Here is a 17,416-nt window from a genome sequence, read left to right as displayed (position 1 = left end):
CGCTCCCACATGGGTTTGATGTTGAGGCTGCGGTGTTTGTCAGGCGAGGTTTTCGTCGGTGGTCGGCACAATCAGGATGCCGGCGCGCAGGCCGTTCTTGACCTTGGGGTTCGGGAAGATGATCCGGGCACCCTCTTCCTCAATGATCCACCGGGTTTGGGCGATGTCTTCGGCCAGCAGATAACCCACTTCCAGCTCCGAAAAGTTCTCGATGTCCACTGGCAGGTTCAGGCGGAAGCTATCGCTGTGCTTGATGATTTCTCGCGCCACACTAAACAGCTGCAAACCGTCCAGCGCCTCTTCGGTCTGGGCCGGCTCGCTGCCTTCGATAATCTGTTTGAGGCGGGTTTCCAGCAGATCGACGTTGACCCCGTCGTTCTGCCCGAAGGGCCGCGCCTTACCCAGCTCGAGGGTAAAGGACTCGGCACCGAGCTTGTCGTAGGTATAGGAGCTGAAGACGATGGACGGCTTGTTCTGCAGCAGCACCGCTTCCATGCCGGCAGCGCGCAGCCGCGCCAGTTCCAGGCGTGAATGCTGACGGCCTTCTTTCCAGGGATACAGTGCGAACTGCTCGATTTTCGAACCGCGAATGGCCGTGTGCAGGTCGTAGTGCAGACGATTACGGTCCGGCAAGCTGAAGAAGCTCGCCGCCAGTCGCTCCAGTTCACAAGCGCGCAGGGCTTCGGAGCCGCTGGTTTGTTCGTGACGGCCGTTGAACAGCCGGTTGACGTCCTGCTCGATGAAACGCTCGCCTTTGCGAATCGCTTCCGGGTTGCCGAACAGGAACAGAATACGTGCGCGCGGTTTCAAGTCGCCGCGGGCGATGTCATGCAACAGGCGATCGAGCAATTCGATCGGCGCTGTTTCGTTGCCGTGGATGCCGGCCGATAGCAGCAGGTCCAGACCTTGGTCGCTCGCTTGCGGTGGCCGGACTTCCAGCGCACCTTCGCTCAACCAGCGCATGCGTACGCCTTCGACAGTCAGTTGAGTCTTCTCCGCCGGTTCGCGGCCGGCGAGGGTCAGTTCAAGCAGTTTGCCGAGGGCGAGCATAGAGCGGTTTCCTTAGTGGTCGTGTGCGCAATCCGGGCCGTGCACGTGGTCTTCGTCACCGACCTCAGCCGGTTCCATTTCCAGTTGCAGACTTACCAGATTAGTCGCCAATGGGCGCAGCAGCAGGTTTGCGTATTCAGCGTCACCTTCTTCGACGTCCACGCCGATCAGCAGTTGGCCGCGGCCGTCTTGCTGAATCCACAGCTCTTTGCCTTGCCACATGACCGCGACGCGGGTGCAGGAAGTTTCCAGTTGCGTGCCGTCGGTGTCTTCAAGGATCAGCTGCAGGGTATCGCTCATTTTTTTTCGCTCTCGACGTTCAATTGATCTGGAAGGGATAAACCGCGCCCAGTTTAAGGATTTGCGTCAGTTCATCCAGTGCCGTCCGGCACTCAAGCAGCAATTGCGGGTCCGCGAGATCGTTTTCGGTCATGCGGTCGCGGTAGTGCTTGTCGACCCATTCGGTCAGCGTGCCGTACAACGGTGCCGTCATGATAACCCCTGGGTTGACGGCCGCCAGTTCGGTTTCGTTGAGCGCGACGCGCAGTCGCAGGCAAGCCGGGCCACCGCCGTTCTGCATGCTCTGCTTCAAATCGAACACTTTCACTTCGCGAATCAGCCCGCCGGAGCTGGTCAAACCTTGCAGGTACTGCCAGACACGCGCGTTGCCACGGCATTCTTCCGGCACGATCAACAGCATCGAGCCGTCAGGACGCGACAGCAGTTGGCTATTGAACAGGTAGGAACGAACGGCGTCTTCCACGGTTACCGCGGAACGAGGTACGCAGATCGACTGAAATTTCCCACCGACTTTGGCGAGTTTGCTTTGCAATTCAGCGAGCATCTGCTCGGTGTCGAGGAACGCATCCTCGTGATAGAACAGCACCTCGCCATTACCCACCGCGATCACATCGTTGTGGAACACGCCCTGATCGATCACCGAAGGGTTCTGCTGGGCGTAGACCACGCCGTCATCGCTCAAGCCGTGCAGGCGGGCAACCGCCTGGGAGGCTTCGAGGGTCTGGCGGGCCGGGTATTTCTGCGGTGCCGGGTAACGGGTGTCGAACGCGCTGCGACCGAACACGAAGAACTCGACGCCTGCTTCGCCGTACTCACGGCAGAAACGGGTGTGGTTGGCTGCACCTTCGTCCCCGAACTGCGCCACGGCTGGCAATGCGGCGTGGTGTGCGAAGTGCTTCTGGTCAGCGAACATAGCCCCCAGCACGCGACTGGTGGTCGGGTGTTCGATGCTGCGGTGGTATTTGCAATTGAGGTTGGCGGCGGTGAAATGCACGCGACCGTCGGCAGTGTCGGCACTCGGGCTGACAGTGGCGGCGTTGGCCACCCACATGCTCGATGCCGAGCAACTGGCAACCAGCAGCGGCATGGCTTCTTTGGCAGCTTGCTCGATCACCTGAGCGTCGGTGCCGCTGAAACCCAAGCGACGCAGGGCTGCCATGTCCGGGCGTTCCTGTGGTGCCAGCACGCCCTGCTGAAAGCCCATTTCCATCAGCGATTTCATTTTCGCCAGGCCTTGCAGCGCGGCTTCCTTCGGGTTCGAAGACTGCTGGCTGTTGCTTTGGGACGCGACATTACCGTAGGACAGGCCGCCGTAGTTATGGGTCGGCCCCACTAGACCGTCAAAATTGACTTCATAGGATTTCATCAGCGAGGCTCCACGAGAATCTGTTGTTATAGGCTTCAGTAACTAACTGTTCAGTGCGACCGGGTTGCGGCCATCGCGGGCAAGCCTCGCTCCTACAGGTTTTGCACAATCCCGTAGGAGCGAGGCTTGCCCGCGAAAGCGGTCTTACGACATGCGCACGCCAGGGGTTAGTGCGGTTGGCAAGGTCAGGTTCGGCGTTTCCAGCGAAGCCACCGGGTACGCGCAGTAATCTGCCGCGTAGTAGGCGCTGGCGCGGTGGTTGCCCGAGGCGCCGACACCACCGAATGGCGCGCTGCTTGCCGCACCGGTCAGCTGCTTGTTCCAGTTGACGATGCCAGCACGGCTTTCCAGCCAGAACTGCTGATAACGTGCTTCGGAATCCGACAGCAGACCGGCCGCCAAGCCATAGTCGGTGTCGTTGGCTTCAGCGATCGCCGCTTCAAAATCAGCGTAGCGGATCACTTGCAGCAGCGGGCCGAACAGCTCTTCATCAGGACGATCAGCCACGGCCGTCACGTCCAGAATGCCTGGGGTCAGCAAGGCGGCTTGAGCGTGTGGTTGAGTCATTTCCAGCAGCGCCACGGCGCCGTTGCCCAGCAGATGCTCCTGCGCATCCATCAGGGCTTTCGCAGCACCAAGGGAAATCACCGAGCCCATGAACGGTGCCGGTTGCTGATCAAACGCGCCGACTTCAATCGTCGAGCTGACCGCCACCAGACGCGCCAGCAGTGTGTCGCCCCAGGCGCCCTGCGGCACCAGCAAGCGGCGGGCACAGGTGCAACGCTGACCGGCAGAAATGAACGCCGACTGGATGATGGTGTAAACGGCAGCATCGAGGTCTGCGACCTGATCAACGACCAGCGGGTTGTTACCGCCCATTTCCAGCGCGAGGATCTTGTCCGGACGACCGGCAAACTGCTGGTGCAGGTGATTGCCGGTGCGGCTGGAACCGGTGAAGAACAAACCGTCGATGCCCGGGTTCGCCGCCAGGGCGATACCGGTCTCGCGAGCGCCTTGCAGCAGGTTCAACACGCCTGCCGGCAGACCGGCTTCGATCCAGCACTTGACGGTCAGCTCGGCGACTTTCGGCGTCAGTTCGCTTGGTTTGAACAGCACACTGTTACCGGCCAGCAGCGCCGGCACGATGTGACCGTTCGGCAAATGGCCAGGGAAGTTGTAAGGCCCGAACACCGCAACCACACCGTGTGGCTTGTGGCGCAGCACGGCGGTGGCGTCGCCCAATGGGCCGCTCTTCTCGCCGGTACGTTCGCGGTAGCTCTGCACAGAGATCGCTATTTTGTTGACCATGCTGGTGACTTCGGTCGCCGCTTCCCACAGGGGTTTGCCGGTTTCCTCACCAATGGTGCGGGCCAGTTCATCAGCGTGATTTTTCAACGCGGCGGCAAACGCCTCCAGCACTGTAATGCGTTCTTCCAGGGTACGCCGGGCCCAGCCCGGGAATGCCTGGCGCGCAGCTTGCACGGCCGATTCAACCTGAGCGGCAGTAGCGCCCTCGCCAGTCCACAGTACTTGCTGACTCACCGGATTCAGCGACTGGAAGGCTTCACCCTGGCCGGCCAGCCATTCACCTGCGATGTATAGCGAATTCATTATTTCGACTCCCTGGCAGCGGACAACGGAACGGCGCGCACTTGATCGCCGGCGTTGAGTTGAAGACGTTTGGCAGTCAGCGGATCGACCACCAGCGTGCCGGCGGCGAAACGTGCAGGCGCAGCAGTGATCCGGCAGTCATCGCGTTTGCGGTTATGAATGAGGAACGGTGTGGCGTCGTCACCCGGCGTGCCGATGGCCAGCACCAGCGCCTGGCTGTCGCGAATTGCGCGGATCTTGCCGGTTTCGCACTCCACCGCAGGACCGGCGTCGAAGATGTCGACGTAGCCCTGATAGCTGAAGCCTTCGCTCTTGAGCATGGCCAGGGCCGGCTCGGTGTCCGGATGAACCTGGCCGATCACGTTGCGCGCATCCGGCGACAGGAAGCAGGTGTACAACGGAAATTTCGGCATCAATTCGGCGATAAACGCCTTGTTGCCTACACCGGTCAGGTAATCGGCCTGGCTGAATTCCATCTTGAAGAAGTGTCGGCCCAGGCTTTCCCAGAACGGCGAACGCCCGGCTTCGTCAGACATGCCGCGCATCTCGGCAATGATTTTGTTACCGAACAGCTGCGGGAACTCGGCGATGAACAGCATCCGCGCCTTGGCCAGCATGCGACCGTTGAGGCCGGTGCGGTAGTCGGCGTGCAGGAACAGCGAGCACAGCTCGGAGTTACCGGTCAGGTCGTTGGCCAGGAACAGCGTCGGGATTTCGCGGTAGATGTTCAGTTCCTGGGAAGCGCTGACGGTCAGGCCAACCCGGAAGTTGTACCAAGGCTCACGCAGGCCAACGGCGCCAGCGATGGCAGAAATGCCCACCACGCGACCGTCATCGTCTTCGAGTACGAACAGGTAGTCCGCATCACCGCGCCCGGCTTCGCCGCGAAAGGTCTTCTCGGCCCAGCCGACCCGATGGGCCAGACGTTCTTCGTTGGCCGGCAACGTGGTCAGGCCGGTGCCGGTGCTGCGGGCCAGGTCGATCAGAGCGGGTAAATCGCTGCTGCGTACGGGACGAACGATCATGCTATCTCCTCAAACGGGCCGCTTGCGCCACCCGTGAAACTTCGCTGCTTTCTAAGCATTCTTTTCCAGGCGTGGCAGCAGTCGTCAAACCGCCACCAGGCGCACGCTGGCACCTTCACCGACGCCCAGGGCTTCGGCCGCTTCAAGATCCAGGGTCACGGGTTTGCCCGGCGCGTAATCGAGCTCGAGCAATACCGCGCGGTAATCCTGCAACTGCGCGTTGGCCACCAGGTATTGACGACCGGCGCCTTTGACCGGCTCACCGATTTTCACCGGGACCACACGGCTCTGGGCGATCGAACGGATCCCCGAGACACGGGCGTGCAGGGTCGGACCGCCGTCGAAAATGTCGATGTAGTGATCGGTCTCGAAGCCTTCGCGCATCAGGATGTCGAAGGTGATCTGCGCTCGTGGGTGCACCTGGCCCATCGCTTCTTGAGCGGTATCCGGCAGCAGCGGCACGTAGATCGGATAATGCGGCATTAATTCCGCCAGGAACGTCCGGCTCTTCAGACCGCACAGACGCTCTGCAGCGGCGTAGTTGAGGTCGAAGAAATTACGGCCAATGGCATCCCAGAACGGCGAATCGCCATTTTCGTCGCTGTAGCCGACGATCTCGGTCACCACGGAATCGGCAAAACGCTCAGGATGGCTGGCCACAAACAGCAAGCGACCACGGGAATTGAGCTCCGACCAGGCAGAACCCACCAGTTCCGGCAGCACGTAAAAACTGGTCAGCAAGCTGTTGCCGGTCAGGTCGTGGCACTGGGAGAGCACGTGAATCTTGTTATGAATCTTCAGCTCGCGAGAGGCGTGCACAAAGGTTTCATTACGAAAACTGTAGAACGGCTCGGAATAACCGGCCGACGCAACGATGGCCGAACAGCCCACCAGTTTGCCGGTGGCGGTGTCTTCGAGGACGAAGAAATAGCTCTCTTCACCGTTGAAGCTGACTTCGGCGGCGAACGAGGCTTCGCTTGCTGCGATCTTGTCGCTCAGGCGTTCAACGTCATCCGGCAAGGAAGTGACACCAATCGGGCTGTCCGCAGCCAGACGCTGTACCTCGCCCAGATCAGCCATTTGCGCGGGGCGCATCACCAGCATGGTGTCACTCCTTTTCAAAACTCTTTTGGGGGAAATAAGCCGAACCCTTGTAGGAGCGAAGCTTGCTCGCGAAGGCGGTGTCAGCCGTTGATGACGGTGGCTGACACGACCCCTTCGCGAGCAAGCTTCGCTCCTACAGAGAGCGGGTCCGGCATAAAAATGGGTTCGACGCCTGAAATGTCAGGCGTCGACGGTCTATCAGGCTTGAGTCAGTTTGGCCGCAGCGCGTTCGAAACGGTCCAGACCGGCATCGATATCAGCGTCTTCAACCACCAGGCTAGGCGCGAAACGAACCACGTCGGGGCCGGCTTGCAGAATCATCAGGCCTTCTTTTTCAGCGGCGTTGAAGATGTCCTTGGCCTTGCCTTTCCAGGCATCATTCAGCACGCAACCAATCAACAGGCCCATGCCACGGACCTGAGTGAACAGGCCGTACTTCTCACCGATCTGTTCCAGGCGAGCCTTGAACTTGTCGTGCTTGGCGTTGACGCCGGCCAGCACTTCAGGGGTATTAACGACGTCGATCACGGCTTCAGCGACAGCGCACGCCAGCGGGTTGCCGCCATACGTGGTGCCGTGGGTGCCGACGACCAGGTGTTTGGCCAGGTCTTCGGTGGTCAGCATCGCCGCGATCGGGAAACCACCGCCCAGGCTCTTCGCGCTGGTCAGGATGTCCGGCGTCACGCCGTACTGCTGATAGGCGAACAGCTTGCCGCTGCGGCCCATACCGGTTTGCACTTCGTCGAAAATCAGCAGCGCGTTGTGCTCGGTGCAGAGTTCGCGGGCACCTTGCAGGTACTCGAGCTCAGCCGGGATGACGCCGCTCTCGCCCTGGATGGGTTCCAGGACCACAGCGCAAGTCTTGTCGGAGATGGCGGCTTTCAGCGCGGCCAGATCGTTGTATGGCACGTGGGTGATACCGGTGATCTTCGGACCGAAGCCATCGGAATACTTCGACTGACCACCGACGTTCACGGTGAACAGCGTACGGCCGTGGAAGCTGTTGAGCGCGGCGATGATTTCGTACTTCTCGCTGCCGAAACGATCAAAACCGACACGACGGGCCAGCTTGAAGGCGGCCTCGTTGGCTTCGGCGCCGGAGTTGCAGAAGAACGCGCGCTCGGCAAATGTAGCGTCGATCAGCTTATGCGCCAGGCGCAAGGCCGGCTCATTGGTGAAGACGTTCGAGACGTGCCACAGCTTGTTCGCCTGCTCGGTCAAGGCACTGACCAGCGCCGGGTGCGCATGGCCCAATACGTTAACGGCAATCCCGCCGGCGAAGTCGATCAGCTCGCGGCCAGACTGGTCCCAGACGCGGGAACCGGCACCACGCACAGGGATGAAAGCGGCAGGCGCGTAGTTGGGAACCATTACCTGGTCGAAATCGGCGCGTTGTACCGCAGCGTGCTCAACGGACATCGGAGTCTCCTGATGAGGAACACTCGCCTGAAACTGGCGAGCTTGGTGAGGATTGTAAGGACAGTCTTCAGCCCGGCCTTGCCGCCAAGCGACAACTTCTTATAGCGCAAACCCCGGTTTCAGCCGGGTTTACGGCAATGCGACATATAGCGTCGCAAAGGCGCAGTTTAAACTGCCGGCACAGGTTATAGGCAGGCTTGTAAACCGGTGCGGTAAATATGTACCGCACGCAGCCCTTCTTCGTCTGTTTTCCTTGGGCTCCATGCAAACGCTAAAGGACTAGCGATGAATCACCACGAATTTGAGCTTGCCGCTCATCCGGACGCGCACTATCACCATGCGTTCAGAAATCTGCCCGATTGGGTATTGAAAGCATCGCCTGTGACGCTCAGCGCGCTAAAGAGCGCCTCGCTGGAACTCCCTGACTGGCATACCACTGCAACCCGTCAGCAACATCAATCGCTGAAATTGGCCAGCGGGGAACACTTGACCCTGCGCAATCGCCTGGAGGCGATGCTGAATAAACTGAAAAACCCCCGGGACTTCGCCGAACCGCTTCTGAGCGACGCATTGAGAACCCGCTTCGGCCTCGACCTGGACGTCAAGACCACTTTCCTGCGTCTGTACACTCCTCAGAACATCCCGTGGTTCCCGATCAAATCCGGCGCCGCGCGCACCTGGACGGTATCGCTGCTCGATGCAGCCCTGCACAATTTTCAGGCTTCAGAAACCGAGCCGGACGCTTACGAGCCCGCTTCGACGTTTATCACCGAGCCCTCACCCACCGGTCACTTCAAGACGTTGCCAGCGATTAAACGCCAACTTTCTATACAGAGCTTTACCCGGTTATGCCGAGAACTGGATATCGGTGGTCAGTACGAGGCATACCTCAACGATAATCTGGGGGTGACCAATCCCGTGGCCGGCGCGATGGTGAAATCGAAGGTCATCAAGACGCACAAAGCTGCCCTGCAAACAGCCTTGCAACTGGCTCACATTCGTGAAGACTTGCCGATCGACGCTTACCGTTCGATTCTCGGTATCGCGCAAGGCCGCACGGGTATGCGGCTGGATGGCCAGCCAATGGAGTGTCATTACCTGACGATGATGTCTTCATTGTTGACTGGCATCGTCATTTTTGCGCCCAGACTTGAACGCTCACGGCAAGCAAGGCGGATCATCGTTTATATTCCCGACGACCCGCAGCACCCGCTCAAACAGTACCCTGACGCACAGGCATTCTTGACAGAGCTGACCCGCAAGCTGCGCTCCCCCGCTTACCAGGCGTTCTTCAGCCGATTCGTCGGTCATCAAGAAAGACCTTACTTTTTCGCCGATCTCAACCGGCGTCTCAGCACCGTTACCTGGCATGAGCGCAAGCACGGCGATTCCCTGCCCAGCTGGCGAGACACACCAGTCAACGAGCCCAAATTGCAGTTTTCGGTGAGCCCGATCAAAACCGGCCTGTGGACTCACCTGTATCAACAGCAAATGAACAAGATCCTCAATGATGCGCGAATCCTTGCCGTCTCCACCGCCAGCGCTGATCGAACCGCGCGATGGGTGTTATGGGACGCCTTCAGCAAAATCGCCACCGCGATTCTTGAAGTGGCATCGTTCATTGCCCTGCCATTTGTTCCTTTGATGGGTGAGTTGATGCTGACCTACATGGCCTACCAGGTACTGGACGACACTTTCGAAGGCATTGTCGACTGGGCAGAGCGTCTGAAAACCGAAGCTTTCGGGCAGTTGATGAGCATCGTTGAGACGGTGACTCAGCTTGGAACATTTGCGGTGGGCGGCGCCATGGCTGCCGGTGTGTTCAACCGCTTGTTGTCTCGCGAAGCATTAGCGCTGATTTCGCCGCTCCAGCCCGTCAAAACTGCCGGGGGCCGAACCCGGTACTGGAAGCCGGATCTCGCGCCTTACGAGCAATCAGTCACGTTGCCAACCGAAGCCAAACCCAATCAGCTAGGCCTGTATCAGCATGAGAGCAAAGCGCTGCTGCGCCTCGAAGACAAGCTCTATGGCGTACTACCGGATAGCGAGACTGGCCGGTTTCAAATCCAGCATCCGCACCGGACCGATGCGTATCAGCCACCCTTGCGTCACAACGATCATGGCGCCTGGCAGACCGCGCTGGACCAGCCCTTGACGTGGGACCGGGAAACCGTGATGCGCCGCCTCGGCCACAGCGTCGAGTCGTTCAGCACTGCCGAGCGCGAACAAGTCCTGCGCATCAGTGGCTTCCACGACAATGTAGTGCGCGAGATTCACGTCGAGAACCATCGCGCGCCTTCACTGCTGACCGACACGATCAAGCGCTTCAAAATCGATCGTGATATTCAGGCGTTGATCGATCAGGCCGATAGTGACCATCCCGAACGCTATCAGGCACTGAACCATCGCCTGTCGCTGTTCGAATCTCGCTACCGTGAACTTGAAAAAACCGATGATCGTCAGGTCCAGCTACTGCTTGGCGAAATTCAGGGACTACCGACTGATATTGCACAAGAACTGGCGAGCAACGCATCCGGCACCGAGCTCATGCAATTGCACAACGGTCGAATCCCTCAACGCCTCAAGGATGTGGCAGTCAAAGCCATGGAGGCCGTCCGTGTGGCCAGAGCCTATGAAGGGTTTTATCTGGAGGACATGGAAACGACGGACACTCATCGATTGGCGTTGCATAGCCTTGAATCGTTGCCCGGCTGGCCTGCGGGTCTGCGCATCGAAGTCAGGGATTTTTCTTATGACGGCTCACTGCGCGACAGCATTGGCCAGCCCGATGCGCCGATCGTCAGAACATTGGTTCGGGCAGACGACGGCACTTATCAGACCCATGAAGACCATGAGCAACCCGGCGATTTTTATCACGCCCTCCTGCAGGCGTTGCCGGAGGCCGAGCGTGCTGCGCTGGGTCTTGGCACCGAAGGCAGCCAAGTGCTCAAGCAACGCATTGCCGAACACGCGGTGAATAGACCGCAGTTGCGCACGCTGTTCGCAAAAAACCCGCGTCGAAAACCCTTCTATGACCCGACGACCATGCGCCTGCCCGGTGGCACACAGGGTTACAGTCGCAGCAACCGATCTACACCAACGCTTGATGACAGGGTTCGCGAAGTTTATCCCAGCCTGACTCAGGAACAGCTGCGCTCCGTCGTCTCCCAGCTACAACGTCACCCCGACGGCCCTCGCATGGAGCTGTCACGCCTGGCCAGTGAACTCCACGTACTGCATGGGGATCTTCAGCGCTGGACAAGTGACGCCCCCACCGTCCACCGTGAAACCGGGCTCCCGCTGAGCGATCTGGAGCAACAGGCTGTGCAACACAATCGGCGGTTGCTGGCCCAGGAAATCCAGCGCAGCTGGCGACGGCAGTCCGAGCGGGAGATCAATGCACCGGACGGCACCGAGCGATATGCGCTGCGATTCGGTGAGGCGATCCCGGGCGACCTGCCGAACCTGACGGCCGATTTCAGCCACGTGTCGTCGCTTGTCCTCGACGGCAGTCATGCCGTGCATGGGGTACCCGGCTTTTTGCAGCACTTCACCGGTCTTCGCCGATTGGAATTACGCCGTTTTACCCTGGGTACGCTTCCCGACGCCATCGGGCAAATGGTGAATCTGGAAACATTGATCCTCAGCGATTGCGGAATCAATTTCGATGCCGTCGCTTGGTCAAAACTGTCCTCAATGAAAAAAATGGTCATGCTGGATCTCTACCGAAATCCGGTGGAAGGCGTACCCAGTGTTGAATCAATGCCTGACCTCGTTCATCTGGATCTGAGCGATACCGGGCTGACGGAAATACCCACCAGTACCTTGCAACACGCCAGGCTCAACACCCTCATGTTGATGAACAACAACATCAGTGAGTTGCCTCCCGGATTGTTCGACAGCCCGGTGTATGAGCAACGCGGCGTGCACCTTTCGCAGAATCCGCTCAGCGACCAGGCACGGGAACAGATCAAGCAGCAGTACTTCGAGACCTCCTACGATCTGGGCGTTTACGCACCCGATGCAGATATAGCGCGAGCCAGGGCGCTTTTTCCAAGCCTGGAAGACGAAGAGGCGAGCGGCTATGTGTACGAGCTGCCGGGCACATTGGCAGACGGCCGAGTAGAGCTGACAAGGCTGGAAGCGGAGCTCGCCCAGCTGAGCATCGATCTGGCTGCATGGACAGCCGACTTGCCGCCTCTGCACCCACAAACCGGTGAACCGTTCAGTGAACAGCAACGGCTTATCGAGCACGCCAACCGTGACGAATTCAAACAGTTACTGGAGCGATGCTGGCGTATTGAGACGGACCAGGATGATTTCGGTGATGCACTTGAGCCAACCTTCGAACTGATCATCAGCCCGCGGATCAATGGGGAACTTCCCACCCTCAATGCTGACTTCAAGCATGTGTCGGCGCTGGAACTGGAAAGTTCCGACGGCGTGACGCGCATTGGACAATTCCTGAAGTCGTTCCCCAATCTGAAAAGTCTGCGGCTGCGCGAGTGTGACCTGGGCGGCATCCCTGACGCCGTGTTCACGATGGGCCGCTTGCGTTCGCTGATGCTGCACGATTGCCGCATCAGTTTGTCTGCGGAGTCGGCAAACGCGTTGGCAGGAATGGAGCACCTCGACTACCTCAACTTGAGCTCCAACCCGCTGGGTCAGACACCTGATCTGAGCCAGATGCCGGACCTCGCTACAGTCCTGTTGCATGACACCGGAATCAGCGACATACCCAACGGCTTGCTGAAGTTCACCGAGCTGGATTGGGCAGACCTGAGCGCCAACGCAATCACCGACGTGCCGAGTGACATCATGGAATTACCGGTGGACGTGGCGGAAAACATTAGCCTTCGAGGCAATCCGTTTACCGAGCAAGCCCTGCTACGACTGATCGACTACTACCAGAATACGGGGGTGGATTTCGGCGTGGAAGACGTGATCAATCGCGGCGAAATGCAGATATCGTCTTCGCAGGGGTCCGAAGTCGACGAGTAAGGCGCGCTTGTGAGGAATCACCCGCGCTCGGACGGCACCGACGACAACTCGAACGGGCTGCTGCTGCGCCGCTGGTTGCGATCTTCCCGCGGCGTGGCGCCGAAGAAGTTGCGGTAGGCGCTGGAGAAGTGCGGCCCCGAGGAGAAGCCACACGACAGGCCGATCTGGATGATCGACTTGCTGGTTTGCATCAACATCTGCCGGGCCTTGTTCAGGCGCAATTCCAGGTAATACTGGCTCGGCACGCGGTTGAGGTATTGCTTGAAAATCCGCTCCAGCTGCCGACGGGACACACACACATGTTGGGCGATTTCGTCGGTGGTCAGCGGCTCTTCGATGTTGGCTTCCATCAGCAACACGGCTTGCGTGAGCTTCGGATGACTGGAGCCCAAGCGGTTCTGTAACGGAATACGCTGGCGCTCGCCGCCTTCGCGGATGCGCTCGACCACCAGTTCTTCGGATACCGCACCCGCCAGTTCGGCGCCGTGATCACGGGCCAGCACCGCCAACAACAGGTCGAGTACCGAAAGGCCGCCGCACGCAGTCAGACGGTCGCGATCCCAGTCGAACAGATGACTGGTGGCGATGACTTTCGGGAAACGTTCGGTGAAATCGTCCTGCCAGCGCCAATGCACGGCAGCGCGATAACCGTCGAGCAAACCCAGTTGAGCCAACGGGTAAACACCGGCAGACAAACCACCGATCACACAGCCAGCACGCACCAGTTGTTTCAGCGAACTGCTGAGCGCCGGCGCGAGTGAGGTCGGTGGCTCGTCGGCGAGCAGGAACAGTTTCTGGAAGTTTTCGAGCTTGCCGGCCCACGGTTCACCCGGCAATTGCCAGGCACCTTCGGTCGGCGGTTCGACCTGCAAAAACGACAGTTCGTAGACAACGTCCGGATGCACACGCTGGGCAACACGCAAGGCCTCCTCAGCCAGCGCAAGCGTCAGTGCTTTAGTGCTGGGCCAAATCAGGAAACCAATTCGATGGGCAGTCATGGCGGGCAATCCGAAACGAAAACAGTAATGAAGGCATGGGCCAATGCTAGCCCGTAAATGAACGTAAATCTCAAAACCAACACAGCTCCCACAGGGGATCGGGGCCAGCCTCTAAATTGGGAAGCATGCACTATCCCTGTGCACAACGGCAGTCCTGATTATTTCAGGCTGCCCGAGAGGAATTGTTGCAAGCGTTCAGACTGTGGATTGACCAGCACCTCACGCGGGTTGCCGCTTTCTTCGACGACGCCTTTGTGCAGGAACACCAGCTGGTTCGACACTTCACGGGCGAAGCCCATTTCGTGCGTGACCACCACCATGGTCCGGCCTTCCAGCGCCAGGGCCTGCATGACTTTCAGCACGTCGCCGACCAGTTCCGGGTCGAGCGCCGAAGTCGGTTCGTCAAACAGCATCACCTCAGGCTCCATCGCCAGCGCACGGGCAATCGCGACACGCTGTTGTTCGCCGCCGGACATGTGGCCCGGGTAAGCATCTTTACGATGAGCCACGCCGACCTTGTTCAGGTAGTGCTCGGCCTTTTCGCGGGCTTCGGCCTTCGACATGCCGAGTACGTGGACCGGCGCTTCCATGATGTTTTCCAGCGCGGTCATGTGCGACCACAGGTTGAAATGCTGGAACACCATCGACAGGCGCGAACGCATGCGTTGCAGCTGTTTCGGGTCGGCCGCCTTCAGCGCGCCGTCCTTGTTGGCGACCAGCTTCAACTCTTCGTTGTTGAGCAGAATCTTGCCCGCGTGTGGCTGCTCCAGCAGATTGATGCAGCGCAGGAAAGTACTTTTGCCGGAGCCACTGGAGCCGATGATGCTGATCACATCGCCAGCCGCCGCTTTCAGGGACACGCCCTTGAGCACTTCGTGACTGCCATAGCGTTTATGCAGGTCTTGGACTTCAAGTTTGTACATGCGGTCGGTTCTCACAAAAACAGTCAGTCAGTCGTTGAGCAAGCGCCCGTGACGCAGCGCTTCGCGCCCCGCCACCTTGGCCAGCCAGATACCGGGTTGGGCATAACGCAGCCGTTCAATGGCAAACAGCACCCCGGACGTACCAGCACACACTGTGCTGACCCGATCCGATAACGGATCGATCACTTCGAAAATCTCGTCGCCGGCTTCGATCCATTCACCGGGTTTACGCAAATAACTGATCACGCCAGGGTGCGGCGCGAACAGCAATTCGGTGCCTTCGAATGGCAGGCCTTCGCAAGCGTCTTGCGCAGGTTTTGGCCATTCACCTCTGATCAAACCCTGTTCGGCGAGGAATGCGAGAATGCCTTCGGCGTAAGCACAGGCTTCGGCGCGACCGGTATCGGCCTGACCACCCAGCTCTATGGTCGTCGCCAGGCAGGCCAGGGGAATCTGCGCATCAGGAAACTGACGCGACAGACGCAACCACGGCAGCGAACAGGCTTCATCAAAGGAGCTGCCGCCGGAATCTTCCGCCAGCAGACCTACTTTCACATTCAGGTGCGCGGCGAGCGAACGCCACTGCGGCCAGTGCTGCGGCAAGGCGTACATGTGCAGCGCCGCTTCGCAATCGCAGTGCAGATCCAGCACGACATCAGCGGTGCAGGCATGGCTGAGCAAGATGCGCTGCATGCCTTGCAACTGACTCGCAGCCGGCGGCAATGCCGCCAATGCGTCGCTCATAGCCTGACGGATCAAGCGAATGTTGGCGTGCGGATCATCGCCCAGACTCCCTTCCAGCGCAGCGGCCACTGGCTCGCTCAGCTCGACGAAATCCCGGTTGAAATTCTTGCCGCTGCCCGCTTCGAAACGCCCTTGATGATTACCCTGAAGCAGTTGACCGAGGCCCAGTGGATTGGCCACTGGCACCAGTTCAATCACGCCGTTGAGCAAGCCTTGAGCTTCAAGTTCGGTCAGGCGCTTTTTCAGCTCCCAGGCCGTGCGCATGCCCGGCAATTCATCGGCGTGGAGGCTGGCCTGGATGTAAGCCTTGCGCCCGCCACTGCGCTCCCTATTACCGAAACAGAACACCGAAATCTGGCGTTCGCTGCCCAGGTGGTTCCACGGCAATGCATGATCGATGCGTTCCATATCAGTGCTTCCGCGGGGCCAGATAGCCCAGCCAGCGGCGCTCGGCCAGTTTGAACAGCTTCACCAGAATGAAGGTCAGGCACAGGTAGAACACACCAGCGGTGATGTACGCCTCGAACGGCAAGTAGAACTGAGCATTGACGGTGCGCGCGGCACCGGTGATGTCGATCAGGGTCACGATGGACGCCAGACTGGTGGTCTGCAGCATCATGATCACTTCGTTGCTGTACTGCGGCAGCGCCCGGCGCAGGGCCGACGGCAGCAGGATGCGCTGGTACATTTTGTAGCGCGACATGCCCATCGCCTTGGCGGCTTCGATCTCGCCGTTCGGTGTAGCCCGCAGGCTGCCGGCGATGATTTCCGCGGTGTAGGCGCTGGTGTTGATCGCAAAGGCCAGGCACGCACAGAACGTCGCGCTGGACAGCCACGGCCAAAAGACACTTTCACGCACTGCTTCGAACTGCGCCAGACCGTAGTAGATCAAAAACAGCTGCACCAGCATCGGCGTGCCGCGGATCACGTAGGTGAAGAGCCAGGCCGTCATGTTGACGACTGTATTCTTGGAGACGCGCATCAAACCCAGCGGCAAGGCGCACAGCAGGCCAAAAAACAGCGACAGCCCGAGCAATTTCAGGGTGGTCAGCAAACCGCCGAAGTACAGCGGCAAGGCCTCCCAAATGACGTTGTAGTCGAAGATCATAGATCAGCTGCCCTTACGCCTACCGAGTAGCGCTTCTCAAGGTGACGCAATGCCAGCAACGAGACACTGGTGATCACCAGGTACATCGCCGCCACTGCGAGGAAGAAGGTGAAAGGCTCGCGGGTAGCATCCGCCGCCTGCTTGGCCTTGAACATCATGTCTTGCAGACCCACCACCGAAATCAGCGCGGTGGCCTTGGTCAGTACCAGCCAATTGTTGGTGAAACCCGGAATCGCCAGGCGAATCATCTGCGGCACCAACACCCGGAAGAACACCTGAAAACTGCTCATGCCGTACGCCATGCCGGCTTCTGCCTGACCTTTCGGGATGGCCATGAAGGCGCCACGGAAGGTTTCCGACAGGTACGCACCGAAGATGAAGCCCAGGGTGCCGATACCAGCGGCCAACGGGTTCAGGTCGATGTAGTCGTCAAAACCGAGCAGCGGCGCGACACGATTGAGCAGGTCCTGACCGCCGTAGAAAATCAGCAGGATCAGCACCAGATCGGGAATCCCGCGGATCACCGTGGAATACAGGTCGCCCAGCCAGGCCAGCCAGCGAATTGGGGACAGACGCAGCGCAACGCCGATCAGACCCAAAACAATGGCCAAGACCATGGACGACAAGGCGAGTTGAAGCGTCAGCCATGCGCCATCGAGGATGACAGCCCCGTAGCCTTTCAACATGATTCAGGTCCTCGAAAGTTGAGATGAAAAAATGGCGCAAACCTCAGAGTTCCTGTTGCTTGCGCCATTTCGGACTTGTCG

Annotated in this window: 13 protein-coding genes; 1 reads left to right on the top strand and 12 read right to left on the bottom strand. The window is 59.4% G+C overall.

The genetic code is table 11. The features are described from left to right. Window positions 1-39 precede the first annotated feature (39 nt). The 7 genes from astE to ACYZTR_RS07810 form a co-directional block, all read right to left on the bottom strand. A complete protein-coding gene (astE, locus tag ACYZTR_RS07840; protein ID WP_461977790.1) occupies window positions 40-1,050 on the bottom strand; it encodes a succinylglutamate desuccinylase in 1,011 nt (336 codons plus the stop codon). Between the two features lie 12 nt (window positions 1,051-1,062). After that, complete coding sequence (locus ACYZTR_RS07835) at window positions 1,063-1,350, bottom strand: hypothetical protein (RefSeq protein ID WP_033056735.1); 288 nt, start codon at window positions 1,348-1,350, stop codon at window positions 1,063-1,065. 19 nt (window positions 1,351-1,369) lie between these two features. Continuing rightward, window positions 1,370-2,716 (bottom strand): N-succinylarginine dihydrolase, encoded by a 1,347-nt coding sequence (astB, locus tag ACYZTR_RS07830; protein ID WP_461977788.1) that lies wholly within the window; start codon window positions 2,714-2,716, stop codon window positions 1,370-1,372. A 144-nt stretch (window positions 2,717-2,860) separates the two neighbouring features. Then, the gene (gene astD, locus ACYZTR_RS07825; protein WP_461979616.1) at window positions 2,861-4,330 is read right to left on the bottom strand and encodes a succinylglutamate-semialdehyde dehydrogenase; all 1,470 of its coding nucleotides are present in this window, start codon (window positions 4,328-4,330) and stop codon (window positions 2,861-2,863) included. After that, window positions 4,327-5,352: an arginine N-succinyltransferase gene (gene astA, locus ACYZTR_RS07820; RefSeq protein ID WP_461969345.1), complete on the bottom strand. Its 1,026-nt coding sequence runs from the start codon at window positions 5,350-5,352 to the stop codon at window positions 4,327-4,329. Before astA ends, astD begins: the two co-directional genes overlap by 4 nt. 84 nt (window positions 5,353-5,436) lie before the next feature. Continuing rightward, window positions 5,437-6,456 carry an arginine/ornithine succinyltransferase subunit alpha gene (aruF, locus tag ACYZTR_RS07815; protein WP_461977786.1) on the bottom strand — a complete coding sequence of 340 codons (1,020 nt, stop codon included), beginning with the start codon at window positions 6,454-6,456 and terminating at the stop codon, window positions 5,437-5,439. Between the two features lie 198 nt (window positions 6,457-6,654). After that, window positions 6,655-7,875 carry an aspartate aminotransferase family protein gene (locus ACYZTR_RS07810; RefSeq protein ID WP_461977784.1) on the bottom strand — a complete coding sequence of 407 codons (1,221 nt, stop codon included), beginning with the start codon at window positions 7,873-7,875 and terminating at the stop codon, window positions 6,655-6,657. A 285-nt stretch (window positions 7,876-8,160) separates the two neighbouring features. Between ACYZTR_RS07810 and ACYZTR_RS07805 the strand changes: the two genes are divergently transcribed. Then, a complete protein-coding gene (locus ACYZTR_RS07805) occupies window positions 8,161-12,876 on the top strand; it encodes a dermonecrotic toxin domain-containing protein (protein WP_461977782.1) in 4,716 nt (1,571 codons plus the stop codon). A 17-nt stretch (window positions 12,877-12,893) separates the two neighbouring features. On the opposite strand, the gene ACYZTR_RS07800 is transcribed toward ACYZTR_RS07805, so the two are convergent. From ACYZTR_RS07800 to ACYZTR_RS07780, 5 genes are all read right to left on the bottom strand, one after another. Next, window positions 12,894-13,874 carry a GlxA family transcriptional regulator gene (locus ACYZTR_RS07800; RefSeq protein ID WP_461977780.1) on the bottom strand — a complete coding sequence of 327 codons (981 nt, stop codon included), beginning with the start codon at window positions 13,872-13,874 and terminating at the stop codon, window positions 12,894-12,896. A 158-nt stretch (window positions 13,875-14,032) separates the two neighbouring features. Next, a complete protein-coding gene (locus ACYZTR_RS07795) occupies window positions 14,033-14,797 on the bottom strand; it encodes an ABC transporter ATP-binding protein (protein WP_008154324.1) in 765 nt (254 codons plus the stop codon). A gap of 27 nt (window positions 14,798-14,824) precedes the next feature. Then, window positions 14,825-15,949, bottom strand: a complete 1,125-nt coding sequence (locus ACYZTR_RS07790; RefSeq protein ID WP_461977778.1) for a M14 family metallopeptidase — start codon at window positions 15,947-15,949, stop codon at window positions 14,825-14,827. A 1-nt stretch (window position 15,950) separates the two neighbouring features. Then, window positions 15,951-16,649, bottom strand: a complete 699-nt coding sequence (locus ACYZTR_RS07785; RefSeq protein WP_461977776.1) for an ABC transporter permease — start codon at window positions 16,647-16,649, stop codon at window positions 15,951-15,953. Next, a complete protein-coding gene (locus ACYZTR_RS07780; protein WP_007943881.1) occupies window positions 16,646-17,335 on the bottom strand; it encodes an ABC transporter permease in 690 nt (229 codons plus the stop codon). The genes ACYZTR_RS07785 and ACYZTR_RS07780 overlap by 4 nt, the downstream gene beginning before the upstream one ends. Window positions 17,336-17,416 lie beyond the last annotated feature (81 nt).

It is taken from the genome of Pseudomonas sp. Hz4, from assembly GCF_054898165.1.
Note: the sequence above shows the minus strand (reverse complement) of the source record. Positions and strands in the feature narration are given on the sequence as shown.